The sequence below is a fragment of the Noviherbaspirillum sp. genome, from assembly GCF_035654295.1.
Classification (GTDB): domain Bacteria; phylum Pseudomonadota; class Gammaproteobacteria; order Burkholderiales; family Burkholderiaceae_D; genus Noviherbaspirillum.
The window spans coordinates 1-15,478 of record NZ_DASRXF010000113.1 but is presented as its reverse complement, the minus strand read 5'-3'; the positions used below and the strand labels follow the sequence as shown (position 1 = coordinate 15,478).

At 61.9% G+C, this 15,478-nt stretch carries 13 protein-coding genes; 10 read left to right on the top strand and 3 right to left on the bottom strand.

Annotated elements, in window-relative coordinates; all coding sequences use genetic code 11:
* Nucleotides 1–173: 173 nt before the first annotated feature.
* Genes VFF99_RS12015 through purF form a run of 3 tightly spaced genes read left to right on the top strand, consistent with a single transcriptional unit; the run spans nucleotide 174 to nucleotide 3,105 of the window.
* Complete coding sequence (locus VFF99_RS12015) at nucleotides 174–1,061, top strand: SPOR domain-containing protein (RefSeq protein WP_325018173.1); 888 nt, start codon at nucleotides 174–176, stop codon at nucleotides 1,059–1,061.
* Nucleotides 1,062–1,074: 13 nt separating this feature from the next.
* Nucleotides 1,075–1,563 carry a CvpA family protein gene (locus tag VFF99_RS12010; RefSeq protein ID WP_325018171.1) on the top strand — a complete coding sequence of 163 codons (489 nt, stop codon included), beginning with the start codon at nucleotides 1,075–1,077 and terminating at the stop codon, nucleotides 1,561–1,563.
* Between the two features lie 24 nt (nucleotides 1,564–1,587).
* Nucleotides 1,588–3,105 (top strand): amidophosphoribosyltransferase, encoded by a 1,518-nt coding sequence (gene purF, locus VFF99_RS12005; protein ID WP_325018169.1) that lies wholly within the window; start codon nucleotides 1,588–1,590, stop codon nucleotides 3,103–3,105.
* Between the two features lie 60 nt (nucleotides 3,106–3,165).
* Here the strand turns inward: purF and VFF99_RS12000 are convergent, their stop codons facing one another.
* Genes VFF99_RS12000 through VFF99_RS11990 form a run of 3 tightly spaced genes read right to left on the bottom strand, consistent with a single transcriptional unit; the run spans nucleotide 3,166 to nucleotide 8,888 of the window.
* Nucleotides 3,166–6,516 (bottom strand): EAL domain-containing protein, encoded by a 3,351-nt coding sequence (locus VFF99_RS12000; RefSeq protein WP_325018168.1) that lies wholly within the window; start codon nucleotides 6,514–6,516, stop codon nucleotides 3,166–3,168.
* The gene (locus VFF99_RS11995) at nucleotides 6,494–6,985 is read right to left on the bottom strand and encodes a response regulator (protein WP_325018166.1); all 492 of its coding nucleotides are present in this window, start codon (nucleotides 6,983–6,985) and stop codon (nucleotides 6,494–6,496) included. The genes VFF99_RS12000 and VFF99_RS11995 overlap by 23 nt, the downstream gene beginning before the upstream one ends.
* Nucleotides 6,986–7,037: 52 nt before the next feature.
* A complete protein-coding gene (locus tag VFF99_RS11990; RefSeq protein ID WP_325018164.1) occupies nucleotides 7,038–8,888 on the bottom strand; it encodes a PAS domain S-box protein in 1,851 nt (616 codons plus the stop codon).
* 304 nt (nucleotides 8,889–9,192) lie between these two features.
* Between VFF99_RS11990 and VFF99_RS11985 the strand changes: the two genes are divergently transcribed.
* The 7 genes from VFF99_RS11985 to VFF99_RS11955 all read left to right on the top strand — a co-directional run.
* Nucleotides 9,193–10,434, top strand: a complete 1,242-nt coding sequence (locus tag VFF99_RS11985; RefSeq protein WP_325018162.1) for a cystathionine gamma-synthase family protein — start codon at nucleotides 9,193–9,195, stop codon at nucleotides 10,432–10,434.
* 101 nt (nucleotides 10,435–10,535) lie between these two features.
* On the top strand, nucleotides 10,536–12,239 hold the full coding sequence (locus tag VFF99_RS11980; protein WP_325018160.1) for a GspE/PulE family protein: 1,704 nt from the start codon (nucleotides 10,536–10,538) through the stop codon (nucleotides 12,237–12,239).
* A 39-nt stretch (nucleotides 12,240–12,278) separates the two neighbouring features.
* Nucleotides 12,279–13,508, top strand: coding sequence for a type II secretion system F family protein (locus tag VFF99_RS11975; protein WP_325018158.1), 1,230 nt, complete (start codon nucleotides 12,279–12,281; stop codon nucleotides 13,506–13,508).
* 2 nt (nucleotides 13,509–13,510) lie between these two features.
* On the top strand, nucleotides 13,511–14,038 hold the full coding sequence (locus tag VFF99_RS11970; protein ID WP_325018157.1) for a type II secretion system protein: 528 nt from the start codon (nucleotides 13,511–13,513) through the stop codon (nucleotides 14,036–14,038).
* A gap of 73 nt (nucleotides 14,039–14,111) precedes the next feature.
* A complete protein-coding gene (locus VFF99_RS11965) occupies nucleotides 14,112–14,591 on the top strand; it encodes a type II secretion system protein (RefSeq protein WP_325018155.1) in 480 nt (159 codons plus the stop codon).
* Between the two features lie 96 nt (nucleotides 14,592–14,687).
* Nucleotides 14,688–15,101 (top strand): type II secretion system protein, encoded by a 414-nt coding sequence (locus tag VFF99_RS11960; RefSeq protein WP_325018153.1) that lies wholly within the window; start codon nucleotides 14,688–14,690, stop codon nucleotides 15,099–15,101.
* 172 nt (nucleotides 15,102–15,273) lie between these two features.
* Nucleotides 15,274–15,478 (top strand): type II secretion system protein (locus VFF99_RS11955; RefSeq protein WP_325018151.1); only part of this gene is annotated, 205 nt, incomplete at its 3' end.

Sequence of the window (15,478 nt, the reverse complement as noted above, 5' to 3'; positions counted from 1 at the left end):
CGCGAGAAGCAGAGCAGGGGAGAATGATAGAATTGCGGTTTTCGGATCCTTCCTCACTGTCGCGGGCGTGATGGAAGCGAAACGATCCGGGAAACTGTCCTGGTGATGTCTTGATCGACATGCTGTTTTTTCAAGATGGTTTCCGACTCCACTGACGACTTCATTTTCATCGCATGAGCTTGTTCTCGATCCTTCGCAAAAACAAGCAGGAATCGCCCTCCGAGGAAAGCACCTTCTATTCGCGGGCCGAAGAGGATTCCAAGGCGGTACGCAGCCGCGCCAAGCGCCGCGGCAAGGACAGCCGGGGAGACGAAACACTCGATCCGGTATTGCCAGAAAAGAAACGTGCGCGCCGCCGCCTGATCGGCGCTGTCGCGCTGGTGCTGGCCGCGGTGATCGGCTTGCCGATGGTGCTCGATTCCGAACCCAGGCCGCTGGCCGACGACATCGCCATCCAGATCCCCTCCAAGGACAAACCCGCCGGCGGCACCATCGCCCGCACCGAAATGGCGACCGCTTCGAAGGTGGCTGCCTCGGCATCACTCGACCCGAAGGAAGAGGTTGTCGAAGCGCCCGCCGCTCCGGCCATTCCGGCCCCTCCGGTCCGCGCTGAGGCAAAGCCGGAAGCGCCCAAGGCAAGGGAAGAGTCCAAACCGGCAGCGCCCGCGGCCGTCGTCGCGAAGGCCGACCCGAAGCCGGCTGAGTCAATTGACAAGGCCGAGAAGGTTGACAAGGCCGAGAAGGTTGACAAGGCCGACAAGGCTGACGAGGCTGCCCGCGCCAAGGCTCTGCTGGAGGGGAAGCCCGATCCGAAGGCCGCTGAAAAAAAATCCGGGAAATTTGTCATCCAGGTGGCGGCACTTGCGACCAAGGAAAAGGTCGATGAACTGCAGGGCAAGCTCAAGGGCGCCGGCATCAAGTCTTACACTGAAAAAGTTGCAACCGGATCGGGCGACCGCACCCGCATCCGTGTCGGGCCGTTCGCCAGCAAGGAAGAGGCAGAGAAGGCACGCGCAAAGATCGTCAAGCTGGGATTGAACGGCACGCTCGTGCCGGCTTGATTTTTCGCGCGCCGTGACAATCTTCGATTATCTGGTGGTGTTCGTCGTGGTGTGCTCGATTGTCATCAGCACCCTGCGCGGCCTGATGAAGGAAATCCTGTCGCTGCTGAGCTGGGTGGTGTCCTTCGTGGTGGCTAATGCCTACGGCGAGGACCTGGCGAAACTGTTGCCCGATATGGTGCCCGGGAGCACGACACGCCTCATCGTGGCATTCATTGCATTGTTTATCGGCGTGCGCCTGCTGATGATGTTGCTGACCATGGCGATCGACGCTCTGATCAAGGCGAGCGGCCTGACGCTCGCCGATCGCGGTCTCGGCGGCCTGTTCGGCCTGGGGCGCGGCGTGGTGATCGTGCTGGCGGCCGTCCTGATATGCGGCATGACGGCAATACCGCAGCAGCCATTCTGGAAAGAGGCGCTGCTCAGCCCGCTGGTGGAAACGGCGGCGCGCACCGTGAAGCCTTTCCTGCCGGGCGATTTCGCGCGGCATGTACAGTTTTGAAATTGTTTAAGTAAGGAGCCCACCATGTGTGGCATTGTTGGCGTTGTTTCCCACGGTCCGGTCAACCAGCTGATCTATGACGCGCTGCTCTTGCTGCAGCACCGCGGCCAGGACGCAGCCGGTATCGCAACCAACCATGGCAATACCTTTTCCATGCACAAGGCCAACGGCCTGGTGCGCGACGTATTCCGCACACGCAACATGCGTTCCCTTCCGGGCAACGCCGGCATCGGGCAGGTGCGCTATCCGACCGCCGGTTCGTCCAGCGAGGAAGAGGCACAGCCGTTCTACGTGAACGCGCCTTTCGGCATCATCCTCGCCCACAACGGCAACCTGACGAACTGGGAACAGCTCAAGATCGAGATGTTCAAGAACGACCGCCGCCACATCAACACGGACTCCGATTCGGAAGTGCTGCTCAATGTGCTGGCGCATGAAATCCAGCAGGCGACCACCGGCTATTCGCTCGACCCCTCCGCGCTGTTCAAGGCGGTTTCCGTGCTGCACAAGCGCGTGCGCGGCTCCTACGCCGTGGTGGCGCAGATCGCCGGCTACGGCCTGCTGGCCTTCCGCGATCCCTACGGCATCCGCCCGCTGTGCATCGGCTTCAATGAGACGGAGAAAGGCCCGGAATACATGCTGGCCAGCGAGTCCGTCGCGCTCGAAGGCCTGGGTTTCCGCTTCCTGCGCGATGTGATGCCGGGCGAGGCAATCTTCATCGACCTCGAAGGCAGGCTGTACAACCAGCAGTGCGCCGACAATCCGATGCTCAATCCCTGCGCATTCGAGTTCGTCTACCTGGCGCGTCCGGACTCCGTGATCGACGGCGCATCGGTCTATGCCACCCGCCTGAAGATGGGCGAGTACCTGGCCGAGAAAATCCGCCGCGAGCTGTCCGGCGGCGATATCGATGTGGTCATGCCGATCCCCGATTCCTCCCGCCCGGCGGCGATGGAACTGGCGCACAAGCTCAACCTGGATTACCGCGAAGGTTTCATCAAGAACCGTTACATCGGCCGCACCTTCATCATGCCCGGCCAGGGGCTGCGCAGGAAGTCCGTGCGCCAGAAGCTGAACGCGATCGGCGCCGAATTCAAGGGCAAGAGCGTGCTGCTGGTGGACGATTCCATCGTGCGCGGTACGACCAGCCGTGAGATCGTGCAGATGGCGCGCGACTCCGGCGCCAAGCGCGTGATCTTCGCGTCCGCCGCGCCGCCGGTGAAATTCCCGAATGTGTACGGCATCGACATGCCGACGCGTAACGAGCTGATCGCCCACGGACGTACGGAAGAGGAAGTGTGCCGCGAGATCACCGCCGACGCCCTGGTGTACCAGGATGTCGACGCCCTCAAGCGTTCGATTTCCGACGTCAACCCGATGCTGAAGAATTTCGAGGCGTCGTGCTTCGACGGCGTGTACGTCACCGGCGATATTTCGCGCGACTACCTCGATCGCATCGAGATCGCGCGCAACAATCCGAAGCCGGTCAGCGAGGATGCGGTGCGCTCGCAGCTGAACCTGAACCTGGCCCGCGTGGACTGATCCCCGGTCCCGCTGACGAAAAGCCTGCCGCGCGAGAGCGCCGCAGGCTTTTTTGTTGGCTCAGGCCGCCCGCCGCAGCAGCGATGCGAATTCGTTGGCGGGCAGCGGCTTGCTGAAGTAATAGCCCTGCATTTCGTCGCAGTTGTGGTCGCGCAGGAACGCGACCTGTTCTTCCGTCTCCACGCCCTCGGCAATCACTTTCAGGTTCAGGCTGTGGCCGAGCGAGATCACGGTGCTGGTGATCGCCGCGTCATCCGCATCCGTGGCGATGTCGCGCACGAAGGACTGGTCGATCTTGAGGTGATGCAGGGGGAAGCGCTTCAGGTAACTCAGGCTCGAGTAACCGGTGCCGAAGTCGTCGATGGACAATTGCACGCCAAGGTCTTCCAGCTCCTTCAGCTTGGTCACGAACAACTCCGCGCTGTTCATGACGATGCTTTCGGTGAGCTCGAGTTCCAGGTGGTGGGCCGCCAGCCCCATGTCGTGCAAGGCCGCCGCCACCGACTGCACCAGGTTTTCCTGCTGGAACTGGCGGGCCGACAGATTCACGGAGATGCTGATGGGCGGCAGTCCGGCATCCTGCCAGGCCTTGTTCTGCGCGCAGGCGGTATGCAGCACCCAGTCGCCGATCGGAATGATGAGGCCGATTTCCTCGGCCATGGGGATGAAGCGGGTCGGCGACACCAGTCCCTTTTCGGGATGGTTCCAGCGGATCAGCGCTTCGGCGCCGATGATGCGGCCTGAGCTGGCTTCCACCTTGGGCTGGTAGAAGAGCTCGAACTCCTTGCGTTCCAGCGCGCGCCGCAGCGCGCTTTCCAGTTCGGCCCGCTCGAGTGCGCGCACGCTCATTTCCCGCGAGTAGAACTGGAAAGCGTTGCCGCGCTCCTCCTTGGCGCGGTACATCGCAATGTCGGCATTGCGCAGCAGCGACTGCATGTCTTCGCCGTCGTCCGGGTAGATCGTGGCGCCGATGCTGGCGCTGATGAACAGTTCGTGGCCGCGGATGAAAAAGGGTGTCCGGAACGCCTCGAAAATCTTGGCGGTGACCGCCGTCACGTCCTCGGGACGCTGGATGCCGGCGAGCAGGATGATGAATTCGTCGCCGCCCTGGCGCGCCACGGTGTCGCCCTCGCGGACCACGTGGATGAGGCGTTGCGAGACTTCCAGCAGCAGTGCATCCCCAAGTTCGTGGCCGAAGCTGTCATTGACGCCCTTGAAGCGGTCCAGGTCCAGGAACAGCAATGCCAGCAGGAGGCTGTTGCGCCGCGCGTGCGCCATCGCCTGGCGGATACGGTCGCCCAGCAGGTTGCGGTTGGCCAGGCTGGTGAGTGCATCGTGGCCGGCAAGATACTCGATGCGCGCTTCGTAGGCCTTGCGTTCGCTGATATCGATGGCGATGCCGTCGAAGCGGAGCAATTGGCCTTGTTCATTGTGTATCGCACGGGCCCGCTCCTCGATCCAGCGTGTCTGGCCGTCCGGGCGGATGATGCGGTACTCCTCGATGAAACTCTTCGAGCGGGCGAGGCGCTTGTGCGCTTGCCGCACGGCCTCCCGGTCTTCCGGATGGATCACGCGGAACCAGAGCTGCCTGTCGCGGTAGAACTGCTCCACCGGCCGCCCGTAAATGCTCTCGACCATCGAGTTCAGGTAGATGAACTCGCTTTCCGTCGTCGACCACACCACGTTGTCGATCGAATCGAGGATGCTCGACAGTTTCTCCTCGGTGGCACGCAGCGCCCGCTCGGCCTGCTCGCGCGCTGCCTTGGTGCGAAGGCTCACCACGCCGTAAGCGATATCGTCGGCGAGTTCCTCGAGCATGGCGATCTGTTCGGTATCGAACATGTTCGGCTGGCGTTCGTAAATCGTGAGTACGCCGAACCTGCGTCCATGGTCCTTGAGCGGGAGCGATACGGCGAGGTCCTGTCCCCCCTGTCCCTGTCCGGCGGCATCCTTCCTGCGATCATTCCGCGCCGGCGCGCCGGAAACGTCGATCACCACCCAGGGCCGGTCGCTCACCATGTAGTTGCCGTTCTGCTGCAATGCCGGCATGCTGTCCGCGCCGCCCGCCGCGGCCGGATCGCCCGCGCGCGCGACCTGCACCATGCTGCCGTCGTCGTCGATATAGTCGATCTGTGCCATGCGGTAGCCGCCCGCTTCGACCACCGTGCGGCACATGTCCTGCAATAGCTCCATCTCATCGGTGGCATGCACCATCACGTGATTGCATTCCGCCATCACGGTGCGTGCGCGCAGGGTACGGCGCAGCTCTTCCTGGGCGCGCCTGCGGTCGCTGACTTCGAGCTTCAGCTGGGCGTGCTGCTTTTCGATGGCACCGTAGAGCTGAAGGTTTTCGTAGACCACGGCCAGTTGTGCCGCCACGGTTGCTGCCGCGCGCTCGTCGACTTCACTGAACTCCACCGCACCGAGCTTGTCGACGAGGTAGATCCATCCGAACGCCGTCTCCTGCGAAACGATGGGTGCGACCAGGATCGAATGCACGCGCGGATGTTCCGGCGGCAATCCCAGCCTGACCGGATCGCCGTCAAGCGCATCGATGCGCCTCGGCCGGCGCTCGGCCAGGATTTGGCCGAACAGGCCGCGGGCCGGAGCAGGCCACGGCATTTGCGCGAGCGCCGCCTCATCCATGCCCCGCATGACGAAATGGCCGAGCTTGTCGCGATCATCGTCCAGGATGCCGACCGCCGCATATTTCGCGACGCAGATGTCCTGCACCACCCGGCAGCTGCTGGCCAGCAGGCGCTGCGGATCGCGCTCCGAGGCCAGTTCGATGCCCAGATCGATCAGGGCCGTCAGGCGCAGGCTGACGGCCTGCAGGCTGGACAGGGCTTTCGACAGGCGTTGCACGACGTGCTGCAAGCCCTCGATATTCGCACCCGCATTGCCGCCGTTGTTGACGAGCTCGGACATAAGATGGCTGCTCGTCTCCAGCTCGACGATGTATTCGCTCAGCTGGTCGTCGAGCGGATTCAGTCGCGATTGCTCCGGTTCCGCCGCCGGCAGAGCGGGGGGCAGGGGCTTGGCCGGCATGCCCAGCGCTTCATGCACCGTCTTGAGGATCAGGTCCGGATCGGAAGGCTTGGGGAGCACCCAGCGCACGCCGCAGGCCATTGCCATCAGGCTGGCCTCGCGCTCGTGGTAGGCGGCGGTATAGAAGATGACCGGCGTGCCGGCAATCGCGGGCATCGCCCGCAGGCGCGTGACGAACTCGTAGCCATCCATGTTCGGCATCAGGATGTCGGCGATGACCAGGTCGGGATGGCGCGCGCAGGCCATGTCCAGTCCTTCGGCGCCGTCGGCCGCCTCGATCAGGCTGTGACCGCTGTAACCAAGCAGAACCATCAGGAATTGCCGGTTCAGGACATGGTCGTCAACGATCAGTATGGTCGCCATCTTTACTCCTGTTTTCCTGGCCGGGCGCTGCATCCGGCCTGTTGGCGTTTGCAACCGGTTCGACCGTTCGCGGCAGGAATCGTGCAGCGTCTTCCTGCGCGCCCGCCGGGTGAAATTTCGCTATTTCTCCGATAAATGTTTCCGGATCGATCGGTTTGCTGATATAGCCGTCGAACCCGGCGTCGAGCAGCTTCTCGCGGTCGCCGACCATGGCCAGGGCGGTCACTGCGATCGCCGGGATGTTGCGCAGGACGGGATGACGCTTGAGGATCCGGACCACGGCGTACCCGTCCAGCCTCGGCAGGTGGACATCGCAGATGATGAGATCAGGTGCTTCCCTGGCGGCTGTTTCAAGGCCGCTTTCCCCGTCCACGGCGGTCAGCAGCGCATAGCCGTACGCCCGCAGCAGATAGGTCATGAGTTCCATGTTGGCCGGATTGTCTTCGATCACGAGGATGCGTATCGGCAATCGGATTTCCTCCATGAGGTGGATCGGGATCGGCGCTCGGCCTCGCGGTGGATCATGCGGGCTCCGCCGGCAGGGTCAGGGTGAAGGCGCTGCCTTCGCCGTACCGGCTCTGCAGCTGCAGCCGGCCGCCGATCAGGTCGGCGAGCTTCTGCGACAGGTAGAGCCCGAGTCCCGTTCCTTCGAAGCGCCGGGTCGAGGTCGAATCGAGTTGCGTGAATGCCTGGAACAGCTTGGACTGATCTTCCTCCTTGATGCCTGTACCGGTGTCCGTCACGGTAATGCTGACCGTGCGTGGTCCTTCGCCGCCCTGTTGGGCCAGTGTGACGCGCACCTCGCCGGCGTCGGTGAACTTGATGGCGTTGTTCGCCAGGTTGATCAGGATCTGGCGCAGCGCGCGCTGGTCCGTGAGCACCGTGACTTCCTGCGCCGGAAAATCCGTGTGAAATTGAAGCCCTTTCTGCCGGGCGAGCGGCGACAGGGTTTCAGACAGGTCGTTAATCAGTGCCCGGCAGGCGACCGGCTCGAAATGGAGCCGGACTTTCCCCGACTCGATCTTGGCCAGGTCCAGCAGGTCATTGATGAGGGACAGGAGATGTTTGGCGCTGGTCTGTATCGTACGCAACTGCTTTTCCTGGTCTTGCGTCAGCGGCCCGGGCAGGCGCATCAGCAGGGTGCCGGTGAAGCCGATGATGGCATTGAGCGGCGTGCGCAGCTCGTGCGACATGCTGGCCAGGAAGCGGTCCTTGGCCAGGTTCGCTTTCTCCAGTTCGATGTTCTTGTCGTGCAGCGCGCGCTCGATACGCTTGCGTTCCGTGATGTCGCGGATCGCGCTCGATACCAGTGTGCCTTCCTCGGTGTCCAACGGGGACAGGCTGATCTCGACCGGGAACTCGGTGCCGTCCTTGCGCAGTCCGTAAAGCTCCAGGCCTGCGCCCATTGCCCGGGTGCGCGGCTCGTCGAAGAATCCGTCGCGATACTCGGGATGCCTGCCCTCGAAGCGCCTGGGTACGAGTACCTCGACCTTTTTCCCCAGCAGTTCCTCGCGGCGGTAGCCGAACAGTTTCTCGGTCTGCGAATTCACCAGCACGATTTCGCCGTTCCGGTTGACGATCACGAAAGCGTCCGGCGCCGATTCGAGCAGGCCGCGGAATTTTTGCTCCGCCTTCTTGCGTTCGCTGATGTCGCGCACCGCGCTCATCACCAGCGTGCCTTCCTCGGTCTCCAGCGGGGACAGGCTGATCTCGACCGGGAATTCCATGCCATCCTTGCGCAGCCCGTAGAGCTCCAGCCCCGCGCCCATCGCGCGCGGGCGGGGCTGGCCGAAGTATCCGGCGCGGTGTCCGACGTGGCCGCCCCGGTAGCGCGCCGGGAGCAGTTGTTCCACGGCCTTGCCGCGCAATTCCCCTGGTGCGTATCCGAACAACTTCTCCGCCTGGGAGTTGACCAGGACGATGTGGCCGGTGGAATTGGCCAGGATGATGCCGTCCGGCATCGATTCCAGGAGGTCCCGGAATTTGGCTTCCAGCAGCTTGGCGTCGCGCAGCACCTTGAGCGCCGTGACGTCCTTCTGGCTGGTCAGGATAAAGCAGGGCCTTCCGTTGTCGTCCCTGATCGCCTTGGCCGAAATGTCGACATGGACGAGCGACCCGTCCTTCTTGCGGCGTATCGATTCATAGCTAAAGATCCCGTCCTCCAGGATCGCCCGGGTCATGCGGGTTTCCTCCTCCTGCCGGTCAGGGGGAATCAGCAGCGCCGCCAGCGGGCGCCCGAGTACTTCCCGCCGATCGAACCCGAAAACCCTTGCCGCTCCGTCCGTCCAATATGCAATCGTTCCATCGAGGTTGACGATCACGACCGCGTCCGGCGACTCCTGCAACACAAGGTTCTCAAAATCCGTCGGCATAAAACTCGAAAGGTCCCCGGGCAACTTCGTCCTTAAACGATAGCGGCTTGATACAAATGTGTGGCAGGAAACGGCTGTTGTTTGATTAGGATCACTTGCGCAGGGATTAGTGCAGAAACACTTCGTTACCGCGCGTTGATGCTCATCGGTTTTGCGGAACGCGTGTTTTGCGTTACGATAAGCCCTGCGCCGATTTGATTCTGCTTGCGGGCGCCGGGGTCCAGTCCCATCATAAATGCAGCTAAAACGGATCCGGATTCCCCTAACCCGTTCTAGCGCACGCCAGAACGGGTTTTTGTTTGCCATGACTGATACAAAGAAATACGGTTTCACCACCTCCATCCTCCACAGCGACCGCCAGAAGCCTATCGAGCACGGTTCGCTGCACAAGCCGATCCACACGTCCGTTACCTTCGGCTACGGCGACGCGCGCCAGCTGGCGGAAGTCTTCCAGGGCAAGCAGCCCGGCTATCGCTACGGCCGCCAGGGCAATCCGACGGTGTCGGCGCTGGAAGACAAGGTCAACCGGATGGAACAGGGCATGGCGACCATCTGCTTTGCCACCGGCATGGCCGCCATCGGCGCGGTGGCGCAGGCGCTGCTGCGCGAGGGCGACCATGTGGTGTCTTCCGCATTTCTTTTTGGTAACACCAACAGCCTCTGGCAGACCGTGGGCGGGCAGGGCGTCGAGGTGTCCATGGTGGACGCGACCGATGTGCGCAACATCGAAGCGGCGATCACGCCGAAAACGCGCCTCGTCTTCGTCGAAACCATTGCCAATCCGCGTACCCAGGTCGCCGACCTGAAACGGATCGGGCAGTTGTGCCGCGACCGCGGCATCCTTTATGTGGTCGACAACACCATGACTTCGCCCTACCTGTTCCGCCCGCAAACGGTGGGGGCAAGCCTGGTCGTGAACGCGTTGACCAAATCCATCGGCGGCCACGGCAATGCGCTCGGTGGCAGCCTCACCGACACCGGCCTGTTCGACTGGACCAAGTTCCCCAACATCTTCGACACCTACAAGCGTTTCGCGCCGGGGCAGTGGGGCATGGCGCAGATCCGCGCCAAGAGCCTCCGGGATTTCGGCGCCTCGCTCGGACCGGAGGCGGCCCACCATATCGCGGTAGGCGCGGAAACGATGGCGCTGCGGATGGAAAGGGAATGTGCCAACGCGCTGGCGCTGGCCAGGATGCTGGAGGCGGACGAACGCGTGGCCGCGGTCTACTACCCCGGGCTGCCCTCGCACCCGCAGCACAAGCTGGCGACGGAATTGTTCGGCGCTTACGGCAGCCTGCTCAGCTTCGAGCTGAAGGACGGAATCGACTGCTTCGATTACCTCAACCGCCTGAAGCTGGGCATCCCCGCCAGCAACCTCGGCGACACGCGCACCCTCGTCATCCCCGTGGCGCACACCATCTTCTACGAAATGGGACCGGAACGCCGGGCCAGCATGGGCATTGCCGAATCGCTCATCCGCGTCTCCGTCGGCATCGAAGACACGGCCGATCTGATTGAAGATTTCCAGCAGGCGCTTGCGGGCTGAAAAGCCGTCTTTCTGGAAAATTTCTCAATAAAAACAATTCCCTTAGGCAAGGGGATTGTGGCTAAAATACGCGTGTGATTTTTCGTCCGTAAGGAGCGCGTATGGCACGGCCGGAGAAGGTCCGCCTCGGTGAAATCTTGGTGCAGCAGAAGTTGCTTTCCGAAGAGCAACTTCAGTTTTCGCTGACGGAGCAAAAGCGCACCGGACGCAAGCTCGGGCGCGTGTTCATTGAGAACGGCTTCGTGACCGAGGAGCAGATCTGCGGGGCGCTCGCCAAGCAGCTCAACATTCCTTACATCAATCTCAAGTTCTACAACATCAACCCGGAAGTGGTCCGGCAATTGCCGGAGACCCAGGCGCGGCGTTTCCGCGCGATTGCGCTGGAGGACCGCGCCGGCGGGCTGCTGATCGGCATGGCCGATCCGACCGACCTGTTCGCGTACGACGAAATCTCGCGCAGCGTGCGCAAGAACATTGAACTGGCGGTGGTCAATGAAGGCGAGCTGCTGCAGACCATCGACCGGATCTACCGTCGCACCGACGAGATCACGGACTTTGCCAAGGAACTGGAGCAAGACCTCGGCGACGCCTATGTCGATTTCGGCAATCTCGGCGGCACGCCCGGCATCGAGGAAGCGCCGGTCGTCAAGCTGCTGCAATCGGTGTTCGACGATGCCTCCCAAGTCAGGGCATCGGACATCCACATCGAACCGCAGGAAAGCCGCCTGCAGATCCGCTTCCGTATCGACGGCATCCTTCACCTGCAGACCGAGGCCGACATCAAGATCGCGCAGGCGCTGGCCTTGCGCCTGAAGCTGATGTCCGGGCTCGATATCTCGGAAAAGCGCCTGCCGCAGGACGGCCGCTTCGCGATCAAGGTCAAGCAGCAGCAGGTGGACGTGCGTATTTCCACCATGCCGACGCAATACGGCGAATCGGTCGTCATGCGTCTGCTCAATCAGAGCGGCGGCACGCTCAAGCTCGATTCCATCGGCATGCCCCCTGGCATGCTCAAGAAATTCCGCGCGATCCTGCAGCGGCCCAACGGACTGGTGCTGGTCACCGGCCCCACCGGCAGCGGCAAGACGACCACGCTGTACGGCGCGCTCGCCGAGCTCAACAGCGTCGAACGAAAACTGATCACCGTCGAAGACCCGGTGGAATACCGCCTGCCCGGCATCAACCAGGTGCAGATCAATGAAAAGATCGAGCTCACCTTTGCCCGCGTCCTGCGCTCCGCATTGCGCCAGGATCCGGACGTCGTGCTGGTGGGCGAAATGCGCGACCAGGAAACGGCCCAGATCGGCATGCGCGCCGCGCTCACCGGCCACCTCGTCCTGTCGACGCTGCACACCAACGACGCCGTCAGCACCCCGGTCCGCCTGCTGGACATGGGCGTGCCCCGTTACATGGTATCGACCTCGCTGCAAGCCGTGCTGGCGCAGCGCCTGGTGCGAGTGATTTGCGAAAGCTGCGCCGAGCCGTACACGCCGAAGCCGAACGAACAGGAATGGCTGAAGTTCGAGCTTGGCGATACCGTCATGGCGCGCAAATACCAGCACGGACGCGGCTGCACGCACTGCAACGGCACCGGCTACCGCGGCCGTACCGGCGTGTACGAAATGCTCGAAATGACCGAAGCCGTGGCGGACGCCGCCGGCCATCACGATCCCGCGCACTTCATGAAAGTGGCGGCGGCGCAGATGGCAGGGCAGACGCTGCGCCGGCATGCCGTCGCGCTCGTCATCGCCGGGAGGACGACCATCGGCGAAGCCATGCGGATCAGCAACCAGTTCGACGACTGATGCCAGCCCGGCTGAGGTCCCAATTTTCCAGGAACGCACGTGCCCTATTTCGCATATAAAGGACGGAACGCCCGCGGAGAATTGCTGCAGGGCGTTTTGGAAAGCAACGACAGCGGCTCGGTCGCCGACCAGCTTTTCAGCACCGGCGTCACGCCCGTCGAAATCAAACCCACAAGCAAGCCCGCGACGGATGGCGGAGGCGGCTGGCTGGCGCGTCTGACCGAACCGAAGATCCGCTCCATCGACGTGCAGCTGTTCAGCCGCCAGCTCTACACCTTGCTCAAGTCCGGCGTGCCCATCATGCGCGGGTTGGCCGGGTTGCAGGAATCGGCGATCAACAAGTCGTTTGCGCGCGTGGTGAAGGATTTGCGGGAATCGCTCGACTCCGGCCGGGAACTGTCGGCGGCGATGCGGCGGCATCCGGACGTGTTTTCCTCGTTCTACGTCAGCATGGTGCGCATCGGCGAAACGACCGGCCGCCTGGAAGAAGTCTTCCTGCGCCTGTTCGATCACCTGGAATTCGAGCGCGAGATGCGCGAACGCGTGCGCACGGCCATGCGCTACCCGATGTTCGTGGTGATCGCGATGACTATTGCGATTGCCGTCATCAACCTGTTCGTCATTCCCGCGTTCTCCAAGGTGTTCGCCAGCATGAACGCCGAACTTCCGCTGATGACGCGCATTCTGGTCACGACCTCCAACTTCACGAAAGATTATTGGGCCCTGATCGCGGTGGCGATCGCCGTCGCCGGCATCGCCTTCCGCGGCTACATCGCCACGTCCAAGGGGCGATACAACTGGGACAGGTTCAAGCTCAAGCTGCCCATCGTCGGGAAAATCCTGCTCAAGGGAACGCTGGGACGCTTCGCGCGCAGCTTCGCCTTGTCGAGCAAGAGCGGCGTGCCCATCGTGCAGGGGCTGAGCGTGGTCTCCAAGACCGTCGACAACGCCTACATCGCCAGCCGCGTGGAACAGATGCGGGATGGCGTCGAGCGCGGCGAAAGCATCCTGCGCACGGCGGTCACCACGGGGGTGTTCACGCCCATCGTGCTGCAGATGGTCGCGGTGGGCGAAGAGTCCGGCGCACTGGACGACCTGATGGAAGAGATCGCCGAAATGTACGAGCGGGAAGTGGACTACGAGCTGAAAACGCTGTCGGCGCAGATCGAGCCCATCCTCATCCTCGGGCTCGGCGTTCTCGTGCTCATCCTCGCGCTTGGCGTATTCCTGCCGATCTGGGATCTCGGCCAGGCGGCGTTGCGCAAATAGGCATGGGGGCAAGCGCGACAGGGAGGCAAGTGCCGCGCAGAGGCGGCGGTTTCTCCCTGCTTGAACTGATGATTGTCGTTTCGCTGGTCGGCGTGCTGGCGACGGTCCTGCTGGATCGCCTCCGCTACTACGAGGAGGCGGCCGAAAAGGCGAATGTCGAATACACCATCAGCGCGATCAAGAGTGTCCTGCGATACAAGCTGGCGACGCTCATGCTCGAAGGGCGGATGCAGGAGTGCGCCGCGCTTGTCGGGCAGAACCCGATGGAATGGCTGGACGCGAAGCCCGAGAACTACGCGGGTACCGGCACGAATTTTCCACATGGAAACTGGTATTTCGACAATACCAACCGCGCTCTGGTCTATGCGCCGAGGAGTTCGCATTACTTCCAGACAGATGCGCAAGGTGCACGGCAAATCCGGCTGCGCGTGGCAAAGGTGACGCAAAAAGCCGACGGACCAAGCACGGGCAGCTGCCAAGAAGCTGGCGATTCCGTGGAAATTCAGGTACAACGCTACCGCTGGTTCTAGTGTTGAATGCCGGCAATTCAAGTTGACCCGCTCGCTTGCCGATAAAAAACTGAAATCTTCCACGGAGAGACCCATGCGCAAACAGCAGACAGGCTTCACATTGATTGAGCTGGTCGTCGTCATCACCATCCTCGGCTTGCTTGCCGGCATTGCTCTTCCGAAATTTGCTGCACTGCAAGCGGACGCACGTCTCGCGAAGATGCAGGCTGCATTGGGGTCGATGAAGTCTGCGGCGGCGATGGCGCATGCCAACCTGCTGACGCGCGGACTGGATGCCAACTACACGGGCACGCCGTCGCCCGCCATCGTGATCGAAGGGACGACGGTCACCTATGTAAATGGTTATCCAAATGCAACTACGATTGTCTCCCTTGCAGGCTTGAACGACGACTACGTGGTGACCGGACTGACAGCGCCGCGGGTGGCCGCGCCGGACAGCAACCATACAGGCGCGAGCGCGGGCACCGACTGCACTGTGGGTTACACGCCGCCTGCTGCCGCGAACACCTCACCCACCTACACGCTAAATGCAACAGTCAGTAACTGTATGTAAGAAATAGGGTTGGAGCTCTAGAATCGATCTGGTATATTTTGACAGCAGGAAAGCTTGCTAGCTGTCAAGGTAAATTACTTACTTAAGGGAAACATTATGAAGAATATGAAAAGCAATCAAACAGGTTTTACCTTGATTGAACTGGTTGTTGTGATCGTCATCCTGGGGATTCTGGCGGCGACGGCATTGCCGAAGTTTGTGGATCTGGGCGACGAAGCTGAAAAAGGAGCGCTTAACGGTATCGCCGGCGCACTGTCTTCCGCTGCATCCATCAACTATGCAGGCTGCGCCGCTAACAACCAGACGGTGACCGCGAACAAATGCATAAAGGTTGAGAAGTGCTCGGACATCGGCCCGCAGATCGTACCGGCCCTGACTCTGACGACGTCATCGACTCCGTACAGCATTGATGCAGACACGACCGTCGCGAGCAATGGCGCGACCACAACCTGCACGCTCAAGAAGGGTGACGTTGAGGCCACGTACACGATCGTCGGCGCAGCGATTTAATCGCCTGATGACCTGACAAGTAATTCCGCCACGCTTGATGGCGGTCTAGACCAACGAAGCCCAATGAGATTTTCTGATTGGGCTTCGTTGCTTTTGCCGAGCCACATTCTTATTTCGTCAACGCTTTGCAACGGAGGCATGCGAGACAGCCTTATTGCTGATCATCGGATATATGCATAGACGCGGAGGATTCACGCTGACGGAGCTGATCGTGACCCTGGTGATTCTCGGGATCCTGGCAATCGCCATCGTTCCCCGATTCCTCGACAGGAGCACTTTCGACAGCCGCGGCTTTCACGACGAGACGCTCGCCATCCTGCGCTACGCCCAGAAAACGGCGATCGCGCAGCGGCGCAATGTCTGCGTTGCCTTTACCT